At 34.5% G+C, this 18,454-nt stretch carries 17 protein-coding genes and 1 tRNA gene; 8 read left to right on the top strand and 10 right to left on the bottom strand.

What is annotated here, in order from left to right; all coding sequences use genetic code 11:
- Positions 1–2: 2 nt before the first annotated feature.
- The 7 genes from J8H85_RS10955 to J8H85_RS10925 all read right to left on the bottom strand — a co-directional run bounded on the left by J8H85_RS10955 (position 3) and on the right by J8H85_RS10925 (position 8,065).
- Positions 3–1,751 (bottom strand): hypothetical protein, encoded by a 1,749-nt coding sequence (locus tag J8H85_RS10955; protein WP_209655238.1) that lies wholly within the window; start codon positions 1,749–1,751, stop codon positions 3–5.
- A 12-nt stretch (positions 1,752–1,763) separates the two neighbouring features.
- Positions 1,764–2,186, bottom strand: coding sequence for a hypothetical protein (locus J8H85_RS10950; RefSeq protein WP_209655237.1), 423 nt, complete (start codon positions 2,184–2,186; stop codon positions 1,764–1,766).
- A 328-nt stretch (positions 2,187–2,514) separates the two neighbouring features.
- Positions 2,515–2,736 carry a membrane protein insertion efficiency factor YidD gene (yidD, locus tag J8H85_RS10945; RefSeq protein ID WP_209655236.1) on the bottom strand — a complete coding sequence of 74 codons (222 nt, stop codon included), beginning with the start codon at positions 2,734–2,736 and terminating at the stop codon, positions 2,515–2,517.
- Positions 2,737–2,815: 79 nt separating this feature from the next.
- Positions 2,816–4,297 carry a cysteine--tRNA ligase gene (cysS, locus tag J8H85_RS10940; protein ID WP_209655235.1) on the bottom strand — a complete coding sequence of 494 codons (1,482 nt, stop codon included), beginning with the start codon at positions 4,295–4,297 and terminating at the stop codon, positions 2,816–2,818.
- A 104-nt stretch (positions 4,298–4,401) separates the two neighbouring features.
- Positions 4,402–5,079: a GTP cyclohydrolase I FolE gene (gene folE, locus J8H85_RS10935; protein WP_209655252.1), complete on the bottom strand. Its 678-nt coding sequence runs from the start codon at positions 5,077–5,079 to the stop codon at positions 4,402–4,404.
- Positions 5,080–5,347: 268 nt separating this feature from the next.
- Positions 5,348–6,913 (bottom strand): OmpP1/FadL family transporter, encoded by a 1,566-nt coding sequence (locus tag J8H85_RS10930; RefSeq protein WP_209655234.1) that lies wholly within the window; start codon positions 6,911–6,913, stop codon positions 5,348–5,350.
- 18 nt (positions 6,914–6,931) lie between these two features.
- On the bottom strand, positions 6,932–8,065 hold the full coding sequence (locus J8H85_RS10925) for a hypothetical protein (protein WP_209655233.1): 1,134 nt from the start codon (positions 8,063–8,065) through the stop codon (positions 6,932–6,934).
- Between the two features lie 99 nt (positions 8,066–8,164).
- Between J8H85_RS10925 and proS the strand changes: the two genes are divergently transcribed.
- The 5 genes from proS (at position 8,165) to J8H85_RS10900 (ending at position 13,135) form a co-directional block, all read left to right on the top strand.
- Complete coding sequence (gene proS / locus J8H85_RS10920) at positions 8,165–9,643, top strand: proline--tRNA ligase (RefSeq protein ID WP_209655232.1); 1,479 nt, start codon at positions 8,165–8,167, stop codon at positions 9,641–9,643.
- Between the two features lie 175 nt (positions 9,644–9,818).
- A tRNA-Glu gene (locus J8H85_RS10915) sits at positions 9,819–9,890 on the top strand.
- Between the two features lie 27 nt (positions 9,891–9,917).
- A complete protein-coding gene (gene rpsT, locus J8H85_RS10910; RefSeq protein ID WP_209655231.1) occupies positions 9,918–10,169 on the top strand; it encodes a 30S ribosomal protein S20 in 252 nt (83 codons plus the stop codon).
- Positions 10,170–10,330: 161 nt separating this feature from the next.
- Positions 10,331–12,613 carry a DUF7133 domain-containing protein gene (locus J8H85_RS10905; protein WP_245243788.1) on the top strand — a complete coding sequence of 761 codons (2,283 nt, stop codon included), beginning with the start codon at positions 10,331–10,333 and terminating at the stop codon, positions 12,611–12,613.
- A gap of 168 nt (positions 12,614–12,781) precedes the next feature.
- Positions 12,782–13,135: a hypothetical protein gene (locus tag J8H85_RS10900; protein ID WP_209655230.1), complete on the top strand. Its 354-nt coding sequence runs from the start codon at positions 12,782–12,784 to the stop codon at positions 13,133–13,135.
- A 157-nt stretch (positions 13,136–13,292) separates the two neighbouring features.
- On the opposite strand, the gene rho is transcribed toward J8H85_RS10900, so the two are convergent.
- Positions 13,293–14,945, bottom strand: coding sequence for a transcription termination factor Rho (gene rho / locus J8H85_RS10895; protein WP_209655229.1), 1,653 nt, complete (start codon positions 14,943–14,945; stop codon positions 13,293–13,295).
- A gap of 197 nt (positions 14,946–15,142) precedes the next feature.
- Here rho and J8H85_RS10890 point away from each other — a divergent pair, with 197 nt between their 5' ends.
- Positions 15,143–15,553, top strand: coding sequence for a DUF4293 domain-containing protein (locus tag J8H85_RS10890; RefSeq protein WP_209655228.1), 411 nt, complete (start codon positions 15,143–15,145; stop codon positions 15,551–15,553).
- Positions 15,554–15,727: 174 nt separating this feature from the next.
- Here J8H85_RS10890 and J8H85_RS10885 read toward each other — a convergent pair whose 3' ends face one another.
- The gene (locus tag J8H85_RS10885; protein ID WP_209655227.1) at positions 15,728–16,156 is read right to left on the bottom strand and encodes an FKBP-type peptidyl-prolyl cis-trans isomerase; all 429 of its coding nucleotides are present in this window, start codon (positions 16,154–16,156) and stop codon (positions 15,728–15,730) included.
- A 156-nt stretch (positions 16,157–16,312) separates the two neighbouring features.
- A complete protein-coding gene (locus tag J8H85_RS10880) occupies positions 16,313–16,804 on the bottom strand; it encodes a metallophosphoesterase family protein (RefSeq protein ID WP_209655226.1) in 492 nt (163 codons plus the stop codon).
- Between the two features lie 188 nt (positions 16,805–16,992).
- On the opposite strand from J8H85_RS10880, the gene J8H85_RS10875 reads away from it, so the two are divergent.
- The gene (locus J8H85_RS10875) at positions 16,993–17,910 is read left to right on the top strand and encodes a hypothetical protein (RefSeq protein WP_209655225.1); all 918 of its coding nucleotides are present in this window, start codon (positions 16,993–16,995) and stop codon (positions 17,908–17,910) included.
- 107 nt (positions 17,911–18,017) lie between these two features.
- Positions 18,018–18,248, top strand: a complete 231-nt coding sequence (locus J8H85_RS10870) for a putative signal transducing protein (RefSeq protein ID WP_209655224.1) — start codon at positions 18,018–18,020, stop codon at positions 18,246–18,248.
- The last annotated feature ends 206 nt before the right edge of the window (positions 18,249–18,454 follow it).

Raw genomic sequence — 18,454 nt, 5'->3', positions numbered from 1 at the left:
GGTTAATTTTTAATATTGTTAATTGGAATTCCAGGAAGATTAAATGGGAGATTCACACCAAAAAACCAGTAAAAACTGTCTAGTGTTAGGTTGTAATTAACCCCTGCGCTTATAATATTTTTAAAGGCAGTGGTGATGATTCCTGTACCAAATTCGGGTGTACCGTCGGTATTAAAATCGGGTGTCGCAAAATTCAGACCTATTCCAAAGTCTAAAAAATCATTATAGAAATGGGACTTATTGGAGCCAAATTTTAATAACAAAGCAGCCGATGGGGTATAAAAGAAGTTGCGGTCGTTTTGCAGATTTAAGTCTTCTTTATTAATAGGGTTGGCAAATATTAATCCAATGGCAACTTCAGATCGTGGTCCGGTTAATTGCATTATAAATTCCCGTTGTTCAATGGTGACTACCTGTTCTGGAGCATTTTCAACGGCTGAGGGGAGTCTAAGTACCAACTCAATTAATAACTCGTCACCGTTTTTTCGTTGCCCTGTTCCTTTTAGGTTAATATATCCCTTATCTGGTAAATTATCCAATGTAAAAGCGAGCACTTCAGTACCTATGGCTTTATTTGCTATATAGTTATTCTGAAGATTGAATAGTAGGGCAGCACCTTGTTTTAAGGTCTCAAAATCTTTGTTTATGGTGGCGTAGCAGGTGTTGAATTCTGAAACTAATGGCATAAATTTAGTTTTGACACGTGTTTGATTGATGAGTGTAGTTACATCTGAAAAATTTGTATCAATCGTTTTTAATAGAGTAACGATGGTTTCAACTTCACTTTTAATATCCAATAGCAAAGTAATTTGCCATTGGTCCATGTCTGTTTTTAAAAGTAGAAAAAGGGTTTCAAACCGAGTAATTAGCAGATTCAGTTGCTCTATTTTATTTTTAACTTCGGTTGGAACCACATCGTTTAACTGAATATTATTTATAAATTCAATACTGTTGTTTTTAAAATCTTTGATACATGTGATGCTTTTAAATTCTTCTAACAGTTTAATTTTTAACTCATTAAAAACATTGGTTTTTTTTAAATTATTCTGTTTTGCAATATCGTTTAGCGCTTCAAGTTGTTGTTTTTGTTCGGTAGATAAACTGGTAACCCAGCGTTTAATGGTCACATAATCTCTGTTGGTATAGGTGTCGTAGTTTTGTATATGTACGCGGTCGCCACCACTGGAGTCTTTTTTAAATGCCAGTACGCTAACGGCATATATATCGGCTTCAAGAGAGGCTAATTCTTGCTCTATTTGCAGCATGTCGTTGTTGAGGTTTGAGAAAATATAGGGCTCAGGAACGGTGCCTGGAGCGAAGGTATCGGTACTGAAAAATTTTGCCATCAAATCGTTATAGCGTTCATTTAAAAGTGGGTCGTTTTGAATGTCGGTTAAAAACCCATTCATTATTTCAAAAAAAGTGGCCTGTTCACTGGCTGTTGCCAATTGTTTTTCTAAAATTGAAATTACGGCACTTTGGTTGCGCAGTGCTTGTTGTAATTTTATTAGTTTGGATTCTAATTCCAAGTGTTGTTTTAATTGAGGGAACTGTTGCTGAATGGCGTCAAGCAATTGTAGTTTTGACAATTGAATTTCCAAACTGCTATTAATGTCAACTATTTGTTTGTCGGTTAGTGATATGGTGCGTTTCTGATCTTTGTCGTTTTCAATCACACTGATTATTTGTGCTTGAATACCTATTGTAAAACAAACTAATACAAGTGTTGAAATTCGTTTTAAATAATACATAATAATTGTTTTTTAGATATTTACAGCAAGAGCGTCATGTGCCTGTGCTTTGAAAAAAGATTGTTGCAGGCTGGCATAAGATAGTTCGGCATTTTTTAGAATGATACCGTCTACTTTATCTAAAATGGGTGAAAAGCAAAGACATTTTATATTGTTATAGTCTTCTTTTGATTTGTCAGCATCCGAAGCTTTTAAATGCTTTTTTAAAGTTTCGGATAGAATTTCGTAGTTGCGTACCCATAAAACCCAGCGTTCCATTTTAAAATATGAAAGTTGAGCTAGGTTATCTGCTTTTGGGATGGCTTCTCTAATGGTATCGGTATCTCCAATAATAACCATAAGAAGCATCATTTCTTTTTCAATAAATGATTTAAAAATTGATTCGGCTAGAGAGTCATCATCTAATGGAATTAAGGTGGTTCTTTTTAAATTCATAGCGATTTCATTTTAGATTTATAAAAAATAAAAACACCTAACAAATTCGAACATGTAATGGTTAGAAATTATTAAGTACTTATGAAATAATGTATTTAAAAACCGTTTTCAAAAAAATGGTCTTCATATACAATTGCTATTAAAAAGTTGCAGTGAGAGAACTAATAAAAATTAGATTAGGGAATGTATTAAAATTAGTAAATTAAACCTAATTGCCAAAGGATTAATGAGTTATTTTTATTTTCGAATAAAAAATACACTGAAGTAACCTGGGAATAGGATAATTAAAAAAAAGAAATATAGGTGGGTGAAATTAACCAAAAACTTATTAGGGCACTGGGTCATAACCAGAGCCTCCCCAAGGATGGCAACTAAAAATACGTTTTATGGCGAGCCATCCACCTTTAAATAACCCATGTTTTTGTAATGCTTGTTTGGTGTAATGCGAGCAGGTGGGTTGGTATCTACACGTTGCAGGCGTTAATGGCGATATCAATGTTTGGTACACTTTTATCAAAAATAAAAACGGTGCTATGAGTAGTTTTTTCATTCGTCATTCCTGCGAAGGCAGGAATCTTTTTTTAAGTTATAATATGGATTCCGCAGCAAGTGCGGAATGACAAAAGATTCTAATTAACAGAAAAAGTTGTGCCTTCTTTCCCGTCTTTTAATTGAATACCAACAGCAGCCAATTCATCACGGATTTTATCGGACATGGCAAAATCTTTGTTTGCTCTCGCTTCTTGTCTTAATTTAATTAAAAGATTTACAGCACCTGAAAGTTTATCTGTTCCTGATTCTTTTTCAGTAGTGTTTTCCAACCCTAAAATATCAAAAACAAACCTATTTAAGGTATCTTTTAAAAGCGCTAAATCTTCAGCAGTGATACTTGAAGAGCCATCTTTAATTTGGTTGATGAATTTTACGGCTTCAAATAAATTCGCAATTAAAATAGGGGAGTTGAAATCGTCGTTCATGGCATCGTAACATTTCTGTTTCCATGCGTTTATATCCATAGACGATGTGTCCGATATTCTCAAACCATCTAATAAATTAATGGCATCCATCAATCTATAAAACCCTTTTTCACTTGCCAATAAACCTTCATCGGTTAAATCGAGCACGCTCCTGTAATGTGCTTGTGCGATAAAAAAACGAATGACACTTGGTGCAAATGCTTTACTGAAAAATTTGTTGTTTCCCGAAAGTAATTCATCTGGATTCACTGTGTTTCCGGTAGATTTAGACATGCGTTGTCCGTTTAATTCCAGCATATTGGCGTGCATCCAATAGTTTACGGGCGATTGTCCTTTGGCGGCTTCGTTTTGTGCAATTTCGCATTCGTGGTGCGGAAATTTTAAATCCATGCCACCACCGTGTATATCAAATTGGTCGCCCAAATATTTGGTACTCATGGCCGTACATTCTAGATGCCAACCAGGAAATCCGTCGCCCCAAGGCGATGGCCAACGCATAATGTGCTGTGGTTCGGCTTTTTTCCAAAGTGCAAAATCTTGCGGATTTTTTTTATCGCTTTGTCCGTCCAATTCACGGGTGTTGTGAATTAAATCCTCTAGCTTCCGCTTGCTTAATTTTCCATAATCGTTGGTTTCATTGAATTTGTGAACATCAAAATAAACCGAGCCGTTTACTTCATATCCATATCCGTTAGCTATGATGTCTTTAATAAGTTCAATTTGTTCTATAATATGACCCGTGGCGGTTGGCTCAATACTAGGCGGTAAAAAATTGAACGTGTTTAATATATTGTGGAAATCTACGGTGTAGCGTTGCACTACCTCCATAGGTTCTATTTGTTCTAAACGAGCTTTTTTTGTTATTTTATCTTCACCAGCATCGGCATCATTTTCTAAATGACCAGCATCAGTAATATTCCTTACATAGCGAACTTTGTAGCCCAAATGTTTTAGGTAGCGAAAAATCATGTCAAAAGACATAAAAGTTCGCACGTTTCCTAAATGCACATTGCTATAAACGGTTGGCCCACAAACGTACATACCTACATAACCTTCGTTAATAGGCTTAAACGTTTCTTTGGCTCCAGTAAGTGAATTGTATATTTTGATGTGTTGGTCTTTAAATAACTGCATGATTAGGTATGTCGTGAGTTGTTTATTGTTAAGTTGTTTGTCGTTTAGCTGTAAAGTTATTTATTAATTGCAACTTAACAACAAACGACTAAACAACTTACAAATTAGAATTTAGTATCTAATTTAATATAATCTAAAAATTCTCTACGAGTTGACTCTTCTTTGAATTTTCCTCCAAATTCTGAAGTAACCGTACTGCTTTCAATATCGCGAATACCTCTAGAGTTTACGCATAAATGTTTGGCATCAATAACACAGGCTACATCTTCGGTATTTAAAACCGTTTGAAGTTCTTTTACAATTTGTATGGTTAAACGTTCTTGAACCTGTGGGCGTTTAGCGTAATAATCTACAATGCGGTTCATTTTTGATAGACCAACTACCGACCCGTTTGAAATGTAAGCAATATGTGCTTTTCCTACGATAGGTAATAAGTGGTGTTCACAAGTTGAGTAAACTGTGATGTTTTTTTCAACCAACATTTCACCATATTTATATTTGTTGTCGAAGGTAGAAGCGCTTGGTTTTCTTTTAGGATCTAAACCACCAAAAATTTCTTTAACAAACATTTTTGCTACACGATTGGGTGTGCCATTTAAACTATCATCGGTTAAATCTAAGCCTAAAGTTTCCATAATGTGTCGCACATCATCTTTAATGATTTCAATTTTTTCTTCGTTAGAAAGCTTAAAAGCATCATTTCTTAAAGGTGTATCAGACGATGTTCCTATGTGGTCATCTCCTAAAGATTCGAATTCTTCTACGTTATTTTCAATTTTCATGCGTTGTTGTCTATTGTTTTTATCTGTCACATGGTTCATCCATATTATCATTACCTTAAGTATCAACTTTTGGTTATGGATATTTCATCTGTAAAACTTAATCACAATTTTGGTCTGCAAAGATAAGCAAAACACTTTTCTTATGTTTTGTATTAACAAACAATTAATTTGCTTCTTTCTCTGTCTGTATTTTATCAACTAAATTACACTAAAAATAAAAAAGCCTGAACTTTTTAAATTCAGGCTTTTTAAAATTATATTAACGCTTTTAAATATTAAAACTTAATGATAAGGTTACGTTAGAGTTTGTTCGGTCAATTACGGCAGCATCGGTTAAACCTACATTATATAGAGGTGTTTCGTTTGTTCTGCTTGCTTGGTCGTAGGTAACATCTAACTTTGTGTTTCCAAAGCTATAACCAATACCAACGGAATAACCAGATAAATCACCTACGGTAACACCATCTTTATATGGGCTTTCTTCAAAACGGTAACCGCCTCTTAAACTAAGTTGTTTTATTTTATATTCGCCACCTAACCTGTATGTAGAAGCATCGGTAAGTATATTGCTCATCGCTGCATTTTGGTCTGCAAAAAACGGATCAGATGTGGGTTTAAATTTTGTGTTACTGTAATTTTTTCTAGAATAATCAAAACTTAATAACCCTTGTGTACCAAATACATAAGCTAAACTACCTGTTAGTTTTGAAGGTGTTTGTAGTTTGTATTGAGGGTAAACGTTTACTGTTTGTGGATTGATAACTTTTGTTTCGGTTGGGCCAAAATAGCTGTGAACTGTTGAAAGGTATTGAGTTGTTTCTTCGGTTATAGTGTACCAAGTAGGGGAGTCGAAAGCAACACCCAATCTAAACTCAGGGCTTAATTTTATAATACCTCCTAATTGAAAAGAGAAACCATTACCAGTAGTGGATAAGTTGTTTTTAAAATCAATATTTTTAACTAAAGAGCCACTGTTTGAATTTCTTTCAAATAATTGAGTGGATTTTTGATAATCAATAAAATGAGAATTTAAATTTAATCCTAAATATAAATTGTCTTCATATTGAGTTGCTAGGTTAAAAGATATTTTTCCGTTATAACCTGTAGATACGTATGAATAATCATGTAAAAAATTTCCAGAAGCTAAATTTGATGAATATAAAGTATTAGAATCATCATCTATGTCATCTGCTTCTAAAATGAAAGATTCAAATCCTAAAAATGCTTGTTGATGTCCAAAACCGTAAACATTACCAATATCGGAATAAGCATCAGCTATAGATTCTCCAGGTAAAGTAGAAATTTGATCTAGTCGTTTACCGTTTGCATTAAGGAAGAAATATCCAGCAATTGAGTTGGCAGGACTTCTTATTACATCATTGTCATGAATAAATACATCATCATTAGTATTTGTTCCAACGGCACTCCAATTATCATCATAATTATTTGTTCTATCATAAGCAATACCTATTGAGAACTTTCTCCAAGGTGAATTACTCCTGTTTTCAAAAACAAAGGCAGCACCACCTTGATTGATATCAAAATTAGAGATGTTGCTAGAAGTAAGACCGTTAAAATATTGAGTATCGTTTGAAGTATCTACATTTGAAAAGGAGAAAGAAGCATGGCTTTGGCTAAACACCGCAGAACTTGCAGGGTTTATGCTAACCGCACTCATATCGCCACCCAAGGCGCCAAAAGCACCGCTTAAAGCCCTGAAACGAGCAGTTCCTTGAATTTCACTTTGTGAATATCGTAACGCGTCAGTTATGTCTTGTGCGCTTAATGAGCACACCGATAGCATGCCTATAAATAGTAGGTTTAACTTTTTCATAGTTTATATTTAAATTTGTTAACGTCTTCCACCACTGCTTGAAGATCCAGAACTTCTACTGCTTCCAGAACTAGAACTACTTGAAGATCTTGAACTGCTGCTTGATGATGAAGAACTTGAACTAGGGGAGTAACTTCTGCTAGGTGTATATGTGGAACTCCTAGATGAAGATGACGGTGTATAAGTTCTACTTGTACTACTTCTTGAAGGCGTATAGGTGCTTCCTGAACTTCGTCTCACTGTGGGTGAAGATCTGCTAGTAGAATTCGCTGAAGGTGTACTTGTACTATAAGTAGTTCTTCTTTGGGTGTCAGAATAAACCCGTGTTCCGTTAGAGTTATATTGTCTAGAAGTGTACCCTGTTGTTGGCGAAGTACTTGCATTTACGCTGCTTCTTCTGGAAGTACTGTATTTAGAAGTGGTTCCAGAATTAACCGAGCTGCTTCTTCTAGAAGTACTATACGCATTGCTGCTTAAACCAGTAGCGTTGTTGCTATAGCCTCTTCGGGTGGCACTGTAAGAAACATTTCTTCGGTTGTAGTAAGCTCCGTTGCCATTATACCAATTATTGTATCCATAATATCTATAAGGGTGGCCATAATAACCATAACCCCAAGGGTTGTAAGCCCAACTACCGTAAAAACCACCATAAAAACCAGTATTCCAATATGGGTCGTATCCATAACCCCAGCTGTTCCATCCTCGGTTCCAACGATTATTCCATCCCCAACCATACATAAAAGGATCATTCCAACCCCAATTATTCCAGCCATTGTTAACATAATTAATGGTTACAGAATTGGTAGTTTGTCCCCAACCGCCATAACCTTGGTAATTGTTATTTAAAGTGTCGTTTTCAACATAGTTAGTGCCTTCGTAAGCATCAATATCGGTAAATATTTCACTATCGGCAACCATATATTCGGTCTCAATAGCTTTATTTTTAAAGTAATTTTGATAATAACTGCTGTTGGAGTTTTGGGGTGTTTCAACTACCGCCTCTTCATACTGAACGGTTCTTGTAGTACTGCCATAAATACCATCGTTATCTACACCAACATATTGATAAGAACCACATGAAGATAAGCCAAATACTAAGCTAAGAACTGCCAAGTATGGCATTTTTTTTATTAAGTAGGTATTTAATTGCATATCTCTTGATTTTTATTGTTGAACAAAACAAAAATAGTTAGTTTTGCTGAACTATTTTTATATTTAACATAGTCACAATATTTGTGCCAAAACAACAATATGAGTAAAAAACTTACTAGTAGGGCGGAAGATTATTCCAAATGGTATAACGAATTGGTTGTGAAAGCAGACCTAGCGGAGAATTCGGCAGTTCGTGGTTGTATGGTAATTAAGCCTTATGGCTATGCTATTTGGGAAAAAATGCAGGCAGAATTAGATAGAATGTTTAAAGAAACAGGACATCAAAACGCATATTTTCCATTATTTGTTCCAAAAAGCTTGTTTGAAGCTGAAGAAAAAAACGCTGAAGGTTTTGCAAAAGAATGTGCCATTGTAACACATTATAGATTGCAAGCCGACCCCGATAAACCAGGGAAATTACGAGTAGACCCAGAAGCAAAATTGGAGGAAGAACTCATAGTGCGCCCAACCAGTGAAGCTATTATTTGGAACACCTATAGAAACTGGATTCAATCGTACAGAGATTTGCCTATATTAATTAACCAGTGGGCAAATGTGGTGCGTTGGGAAATGCGCACACGTTTGTTTTTACGTACTGCGGAATTTTTATGGCAAGAAGGACATACGGCTCATGAAACCAAGGCGGAAGCGATAGCGGAAGCAAAGTTGATGAACAATGTATATGCAACTTTTGTTGAAAATTTTATGGCTATCCCCGTGGTGCAAGGTGTGAAAACCGAAAGCGAGCGTTTTGCAGGAGCCGATGAAACGTATTGTATAGAAGCATTAATGCAAGATGGGAAAGCGCTTCAAGCAGGGACATCACACTTTCTTGGGCAGAATTTTGCCAAGGCATTCGATGTTAAGTTTGCTAACAAGGAAGGTAAACAAGATTACGTTTGGGCTACATCATGGGGTGTTTCTACCCGTTTGATGGGTGCTTTAATTATGACGCATAGCGATGATAACGGATTGGTGTTGCCACCAAGTTTGGCACCAAACCAAGTAGTTATTGTTCCTATATATAAGAGCGATGAAGAATTTGCCGCAGTCTCGGAAGTTGCTAAAAGCATTCAAACTGATTTAAGGGCCAAAGGTATTACGGTTAAGTTTGACGATAGGGATACGCAACGTCCTGGTGCTAAATTTGCCCAACACGAATTGCAAGGTGTGCCTTTGCGTATTGCTATTGGACCTAAAGATTTGCAAAATGGCACAGTAGAGTTGGCAAGACGAGATACCTTAACTAAAGAAGTGGTTTCTTTAAACGATTTAACTGCCAAGGTTGAAGGTTTGTTAAAAGAAATTCAAGATACCTTATTTAAAAAAGCGTTGGATTTTAGAGATAAACACATAACCGAAGTAAATTCGTTTGAAGAATTTAAAGATGTTTTAGAGAAAAAGACAGGGTTTATCTCGGCACATTGGGATGGTACTAATGAAACCGAAGAGAAAATAAAAGAGCTTACAAAAGCGACTATTAGATGTATTCCTTTGGAAATGAAGGGAGAAAAAGGTGTTTGTGTGTACTCTGGAAAACCGTCAAAAGGCAGAGTGTTGTTCGCAAAAGCGTACTAAGAAAAAAAATTTCAAAAAAGTTTGCGTAGCTATTGCGACATTTAAAAATAGTTGTATTTTTGCATCCGCAATGGAAACGTTGTATGTTATTTGAAAAATAAGTGAAGCAAATTTTTGATTTTTAAGTTGTACATTTAAAAATTAAATTTATCTTTGCACACTCAAAAAAACAAATGGCCCGTTCGTCTATCGGCTAGGACGCCAGGTTTTCATCCTGGTAAGAGGGGTTCGATTCCCCTACGGGCTACAATTTTTAAAAAAAATAAAGTATAAAATGGCAAATCATAAGTCAGCATTAAAAAGAATTAGAAGTAACGAAGCTAAGCGTTTGGTTAACAAATATCAGCATAAAACAACTCGTAATGCTATAAAAAAATTACGTGAGTTAACTGATAAGAAAGAAGCTGAAGCATTATTTCCTTCTGTAGTTTCTATGTTAGATAGATTAGCTAAGAAAAATGTAATTCATTTCAATAAAGCTGCTAACCTTAAATCTGGTTTAGCTAAGCATATTGCTACGCTTTAAGACTATCATTTTAAAAAAAATATATAAAAGCTTCTCAGAAATGGGAAGCTTTTTTTGTGGATTAAAATTATAGTTTAATCTTTGTTAAACATTAATTACATAGCGGCAATCTGTTTATAGTAGCCAATAATAAGGTTTTCAAAATCTATAAATTTATCATCTTGAAACATTTTCATTTTAATCATTACAACAACTACAAGTTAGGGCTTTTATTGGTAGTTATAGCGTTTCTGAATATAGCTTGTAAACAAGAAACTTTTGAAGAACCATTGGTGTCGTTGAAAGATTATCAAATTGAAGACGGATTTGAGTTGCAAGCAGTAGCTTCAGAACCTTATATTGAAGCGCCAGTAGCAATGGATTTTGATAATAAGGGGCGAATGTGGGTAGTGGAAATGAAAGGTTATATGCAAAACCTGGAAGGTACAGGAAGCGACATGCCCAATGGTACCATTTCCATTTTAGAAGATTGGGATGAAGACGGCATCACCGATCACTCAAAAGTATTTTTAGATAGCCTTGTTTTGCCAAGAGCCATTGCCCATGTTTATGGCGGACTTTTATACGCTGAACCGCCTAACCTTTGGTTTGTAGATATAAAAGATGATAAACCCATCAATAGAGTTTTGGTAGATTCATTGTATTCTGATGGGGGTAATGTAGAGCATCAACCCAATGGTTTGATGATGCATATGGATAACTGGATTTACAACGCCAAATCTAATTTTAGATATCAAAAGAAACATGGCCAATGGAAAAAGGAGCCTACCGCATTTCGTGGGCAATGGGGTATTAGTAAAGATAACTTCGGCAGACTTTACTATAACACCAATTCTACCCAACTTATTGGCGATTACGTACTGCCCAATACCGTTATTAAAAATCCGTTTTACAAACCGACGGAAGCTTTAGATAAAAAACTTACGCCTAACCAAAATGTTTTTCCTTTACATCCAACATCTGTTAACCGAGGTTATGTAGATGGCATATTGGATAAGGACAGTCTTTTGGTGAATGTTACTTCTGCTTGCGGTCCTCTAATTTACAGAGGAGATAAATTTCCGAAAGCTTATTTAGAAAATGCTTTTGTTTGTGCGCCCGAAGCAAATGTTGTTAAGCGTAACATTTTAACTATAATGCCTAGTAAGGTAACCGCAAATCAAGCAATTCCTAATAAAGAATTTATAGCTTCCACTGATGAAGGTTTTCGTCCAGTAAATTTATTTAATGGACCAGATGGCAATATGTATATTGTAGATATGCACCGAGGCATCATTCAAGATAAAGCTTTTTTAACACCTTATTTACAGAAAAAATATGCCGAAAAGAAGTTGGATACCATTATAGGTATGGGGCGTATTTTAAAAGTAGTTAGCAAAGGGAATCATTCAAAAGAAAACATTGATTTAGAAAGTTTAAATATTTCAGAATTGGTCAACTTATTGAAGCATCCTAATGGTTGGTTAAGAGATAGAGCTCAGCAATTATTGATTCATAAAAATGAAAGGTCAGCAATTAAACTGTTGGAAAAGCTTCTTGAAAACACAGGTAACCCGATAGCTCAAATACATGCATTGCATACCTTAAACGGATTAAATGCACTCCAATTTAATACCCTATTAAAACTGCTATATTCAAATAGCCATAGCAGTTCTATAAGTCATGGGCTTGTTTTATTAGAGCAATTTGCAAGTGAAGCACAGGTGTTGCCTTTTGAAAAGTTAATCCAAAAATTAGTTTCTAAAAACAATCCTGAAATTGATTTGTATCTTTTAAACTCGCTAGGCGATTGGATATCACTTTCTAACGAAAAGTTTTTTCCTGTAGCATTGGCACTTTCAAAGAAGTATCAAGACGATCTGGTGTATCAAGAAAGTTTGATAAGTAGTTTGAGAGGTGTTGAAGAATCTTTTTTATCATTCTTAAACGAAAAGAATGCCGATGCATCAAAAAACAAATTGTTTGATATTTTAAACAAGACCATTTCAAATAAAGAAAAGCAGAAGAAAAACTTTATTTATACCGGAAAGAGTATAGGAACCGATGCCAGAACTGCTGGTTATAATATTTTTAGAAATTTTTGTGCAACTTGCCACGGTATTGAAGGTGAGGGGATTGAAAATTTAGCGCCTCCTTTAAAAGATTCAGAATATGTAACAGACTCATCAGAACGATTGGCGCTTATTATATTGCATGGTTTGTCTGGTCCTATTCATGTTAATGGAACATTGTACGAACTCGATGCCATCATGCCTGGGTTGGCTAATAACCCAGAGTTTAGCGATACCGACATTAAAAATATTATTGAGTATTTGAATAATGCTTTCCCAGGAAATTCAACTAAAATAAGTGTAGAGCGCATAAAACAACTTCGCGATAAAAAGCCAAAAAGCGGTACTGTTTTTAGTGAAGCAGAATTACTGGAGTTGAAAGGATTGAAATAGAGGCAATACTGTAATGAATGGTTTTCTGAGAGTTTCAAACAAAAAAACACTTTGCAAAATAATTAAAAATTAAGCGTATAAATCATTAAATAAATTGCCTTTTTTGATTTTTTAAAACTTAAATTTGCAAACACATTTAAATTAATTATTCACATAAATATTACCCTTTTGGAAAATAAAGCAGCACTTAAATTAATTGATAAAATTCTGAATGATCTTGATAGAACAGGCATCAATACAGATACATTGGTTAGCGATATTAAAGAATTAAGAACTTATGCCTTAGAAGAGCAAATTCCGTTAGTAGTAAAAGTTCTAAGACTTGCTTATGAGCATATTGAAGAGCATGGTACATTTTTAATTCCTATGCTTGTTGATGAAGAGGATGAAGATGTTGAAAACGATGTGGAAAACGAACCCGTTGAAAGTTTAAAATATTTAATTGCACTTATAAAAAATCTTAACAACAAAATAAATATATCAGATTTAAAAGAATATAGAGATCTTTTAAATCAATATTAAAAACCTTTCTGTTTTATTAGAAATAAAAAAGCCTTAACAAATTTGTTAAGGCTTTTTAAGTTTAGTTTAATGTTTAGTTAGTATGTTTCCGTTGTTATGGAAATATAATTTTATAGACACCTCAATATACTATCTATGTTAAGGTGTCTTTTTTTAGTTATCCATTCATGGATATTAAAAACTCTTCGTTGTTTCTGGTTTGTTTAAAACGCTCGTTGATGAATTCCATAGCTTCAACAGGGTTCATATCCGCAAGGTACTTGCGCATAACCCACATACGTTGTATGGTGTTTTCATCTAACAATAAATCGTCACGACGTGTGCTTGAGGATGTTAAATCAATCGCAGGGAAAATACGACGGTTAGAGATTTTTCTATCCAATTGTAGTTCCATGTTACCAGTTCCTTTAAACTCTTCAAAAATAACTTCATCCATTTTAGAACCAGTTTCAGTAAGTGCAGTAGCAATAATGGTTAAAGAACCACCATTTTCAATATTACGAGCAGCACCAAAGAAACGTTTTGGTTTGTGAAGTGCGTTGGCATCAACACCACCACTTAATATTTTACCAGATGCAGGTTGTACGGTATTGTATGCACGTGCCAAACGTGTAATGGAATCTAAAAGAATCACCACATCGTGCCCACATTCCACCAAACGTTTTGCTTTTTCAAGAACAATATCGGCAATTTTAACATGCTCGTGTGCTTCTTTATCGAAGGTAGAAGAAATAACTTCGCCACGTACATTACGTTGCATATCGGTAACCTCTTCAGGACGTTCATCAATCAATAAAATCATTAAATAAACTTCAGGGTGGTTGGCGGCAATAGCGTTGGCAACATCCTTCAATAACATGGTTTTACCCGTTTTTGGTTGCGATACAATCATACCACGTTGTCCTTTTCCTATAGGTGAGAACAAGTCCATAATTCGAGTAGAAATGGTGCTTTGTTTTTCGGCAATATTGAATTTTTCTTTTGGGAATAATGGCGTTAAATGCTCAAAAGAAACACGGTCTCTTACCACTTCTGGTTTCTGTCCGTTTATTTTTATGACTTTAATTAATGGGAAATATTTTTCACCTTCTTTTGGTGGGCGTACATTTCCTAAAACCGTATCGCCTTTTTTCAATCCAAATAAACGAATTTGCGATTGCGATACATAAATATCATCAGGAGATGATAAATAGTTGTAGTCCGATGAACGTAAAAAACCATATCCGTCTTGCATTACATCTAAAACACCTTCACTTTCAATAATGGCATCAAATTCAAAATCTGGTTCGCGGTAACGGTTTCTTGTATCTTTATTTCCAGCATCAACATTTATATTACCGTTTTTTTGGTTTTTGTGTTGATTTTTTTGAGGCTGATTTTGGTTGTGCTCTCTTTTTTGGTTTGCCGGTTTTTGTTGGTTGTCGTTGTTACGCTCGTTTTGAACTCTAGGCTTTGGCGCATTAACAGGCTTTTTATCTTCCTTGGTTTCTTGAGGTGCTTTTTCAGTAGGAGCAGCTGTTTTTTCAGTAGCTGGTTTTTGGGCTGCTGGTTTTACCGGTGTGTTTTTTACAGGTTTTACTACACGCTGCCTCGGTTTTTTAACTTCCTTTTTTTCAGGAGTGCTGGCCGCAGGTTGTGGTGTAGGTTCTATAACTGCTTCTACCGCTTTAGGGTTGGCAGCTTGATGATCTAGAATTTGGTAGACTAAATCGGCTTTTTTTAAGGAACGGTACTTCGGTACGTTCAATTTTTGTGCAATCTCCTGTAGGTCAGAGAGTTTCTTTTCGTTTAATTGTGAAATTTCAAACATAAATGTTTATTGAATATGTGTTTTGACTTTGAATTTGAGTTGTTCTGAAAAAAAATGAATTTTTATTCTGAAGAATTAACAACCTCTATGCGTGGTTGTTGAAGATTATTACTGCAATTATACAACTTTATTTTAATAATTTACATTTATTTTTCAAAAGAAACTATTATTTTTGCCCACACGTATTTTAAAATTATATGTTACAACGCATTCAAACGGTATATCTTTTAATCGCAGCCATAGTTTCGGCTGGGTTAATATTTGTATTGCATTTATGGGTTACCAATGAAGATGTTGTAGTGTATGCAAAAGATAATTTGCTATATTTAGGCATGTTTTTGGCATCGGCGTTATTATCAATAATAACCATATTTAAGTATAAAAATAGGAAGTCACAGTTTATGCTGGGGCGACTTAACATCATATTAAACTTTATTTTATTAGGATTTTTTGTGTATCAATCTCTAAATGTATCTGGAGAAACGGCGGTTTCTGAGAAAGGTATTGGGATGCTTCTCCCTATTGTTTCTATCGTATTTTTGGCCCTAGCCAATAAGGCCATCAAGAAGGATGAAGATCTCGTAAAATCTGTAGATCGATTGCGATAAAACCTTATATCTTAGTAGTATTAGTGCGTTAAAAACCCAAAGTGAAAGCTTTGGGTTTTTTTAGTTCCTCCCTTAATCCCTCCAAAGGAGGGAAACTATTGCGAGTTAAAAGTATCTGTTTTTCACAACAGTGAGCAAAGTCCTTCCCTTTGGGAAGGATTTAGGATGGGCTTCTTACTTTATTTCAACAAGTTCTAATTCAAACGTTAAATCTTGTCCTGCCAATGGGTGGTTCGCATCAATAATAATGTGTTCTTCATGAACTTCCGCTACACGGAATTGTACTTCAGAACCATCAGGATTTTTTGAAGCTAATCCCATACCAACTTCTGGTGTCATATCTTGGGGTAATTGATCTCTTTTTACTTCGTGAAATAATTCTTTTTGAACGTCGCCGTATGCTTCAGCAACAGGAATGTTAATGGTTTTTTTCTCATTAACCTTCATGTTTACCACGCCTTTTTCAAAACCAGGAATCAACATGCCTTGTCCTAAAGTTATTTCCAACGGCTCTCTATCTAAAGAACTGTCAAAAATTTGACCATTGCTTAATTTTCCTGTGTAATGAACTCTTACGGTATCATTTTCTTTTACTTGACTCATAAATAATTATGTTTTCTATTTAAAATTAGGACAAAACTACAATTTATGAGGCGATTGCCATAATTTAAGCGGATGAATGCTAGCGTTTAGTAAAACATTAACAGAAAAACGGGGTGAAATAGAACGAAAAATCACTTTAAAAGGGGAATTTGTAGATTATTTCTTGAATTCAATCACTTCCAGGTTATCAATTTTAGTATTATCAATAGTAAAACGAAGCATGGTACGTACTTTATGGAACCCATGTTTGCCAACAGCGCCCGGATTCATATGCAGTAAATTCAGTTTTTTGTCGGGCATTACTTTTAAAATATGCGAATGTCCACAAATAAATAATTTTGGAGGGTTGGCTCTTATCTCTTCACGAATACGCATGTTATAAGCACCAGGGTAGCCGCCAATGTGGGTGATCCAAACATCGACACCTTCGCACATAAACCGATTGTTTTCAGGGAACTCCCCCCTCATTTTAGCATCATCAATATTTCCCCATACAGCACGCAATGGTTTTAATGCTTTAATGGCATCGGTAACTTCTAAATCGCCAATATCGCCGGCATGCCAAACTTCATCGGCTTGTTTTACATATTTTAGAACGTCGTCATCTATATAGCTGTGCGTATCGGACAGTAAAAGTATTTTAGTCATTGTGGGTTTTATGATTTGGTAAAGTTATGGATAATTGGTCTAACTGGGTGTAGGGATTTTAGTTGGCTTTGTCACAAAAAAATCAGAACTTCGTTTGCCATTAGATGTAAAAGATTAAAACGATTTCTTGTCAAGTCGCTATATGAAATAAAATCAGGTGAGGACCGAGGAGAATTAAAAAGATTATTATGACTTTAATAATAGCCAAAATTGTTAATGATGATATTCAGATAATATCTGATACTAAAATTACAGATGTTTTTTTGGGTTCTCAAAATCCATTGCTCGGACAGTTAAAAACGGTTTTATTGAATCCGTATATTTCAATTTCTTTTTCAGGATTGCCTGATTATGTGAATGATGTTTTAGAGCCGTTTTATAAAAGTGAATTCCCTGATTTTAATTCAATATTAGTTGTTAATTCTATTCTAATTAAATGTTTAGAAATAAATAGAAAATCTGAAAATTTAACAAATTTTATTATTTGTTATTTGCATCAAAATAAACCTAAAATTTTTAGAATATCAAATTATCAAATTGAACCAAACTTAAAAACAGCATGGATAGGCGACATAATTGGGTTTAATAAATATCAAGAATATTACCATTCATTAGAAAAAATAATTGAATTTGATAAAATGGAAGATGCTTTTGAAAAAGTTATTAATGATAGTTCTGTTGAAACTGTTGGAGACTTTGTAATACGCGTAGCAAATGAAAGAGATAAAAGTGATGAAATAGAGTTTTTGAATTATCAAATAAATAGGATACGTTATTTTGGTCCATATAATTTTGTCAATATTGATAATGAAAAATTTATGGTTAAGCACGCAAGTTCCCAAAAAGGTGGATATGGATTTTCTTTGTTTAGAAGTTGCGATCCGCAAAGGCCAGCTATAGGATTTCATTTTCATGTAGGTGGTTTTGGACTCATATTTTTTCCAAAACTTAATTATACTAATGGAGCAATAATCCAAAATCAACCTGATGGAGAAGCTTTCGCTATGGAAATAAAGAATAAATATGGTTTTGATGTTCACGGATTACTTGTGTCTAAAAAAGGATTGTCATTTAAGCATATAAATACATCGGCTTGTTATAAATAATTGTTTTAAAAATGTTGTGAACTTATGAGATGCTTTTTTTTGAATTTGTGAGAAAAAAAATCTAAATTCGTTTTAATAGTAAACCTGAGCTTTTAAAAATTGGACTTATGATTGATATTTTTAGTGGAAGTGTAGAGGAAACCATGATTATTAGAAATTTATTGGAAAGCAAAAACATTCAAGTGTTTTTAACCAATCAACTTATGGCCAGCATTGAGCCTATTGCGGTAAGTTCGGGTGGGTTTAATGCTGTAACACTTAAGATTAACGAAGTAGATTTTGAAAAGGCAAAAAAGATTCTTGAAGACTATAATAAAGGGAACTTGAGTTTAGAGTGATGATACTTTCCTTTTAATTTGGCCATTAAATGGCAAATGCCCGCGTTAGGGATTACTCATGCATATTATTTTCAATTTATGAAATCGTGAATGCTTCGCATTTGAAGCGACATCCTTTTTAAAACTTGATAGTAATAACTTGGGTGAGAAACTATAAATTGGCAGATGGCTTCGTCGCTTACTCCTCGCCATGACGTTTTAAAAAG

The organism is Mariniflexile gromovii (genome assembly GCF_017814435.1).
Classification (GTDB): Bacteria; Bacteroidota; Bacteroidia; order Flavobacteriales; family Flavobacteriaceae; genus Mariniflexile; species Mariniflexile gromovii.
The sequence above is the reverse complement of the archived record's forward strand: the minus strand, read 5'-3'. Positions and strand labels throughout refer to the sequence as shown.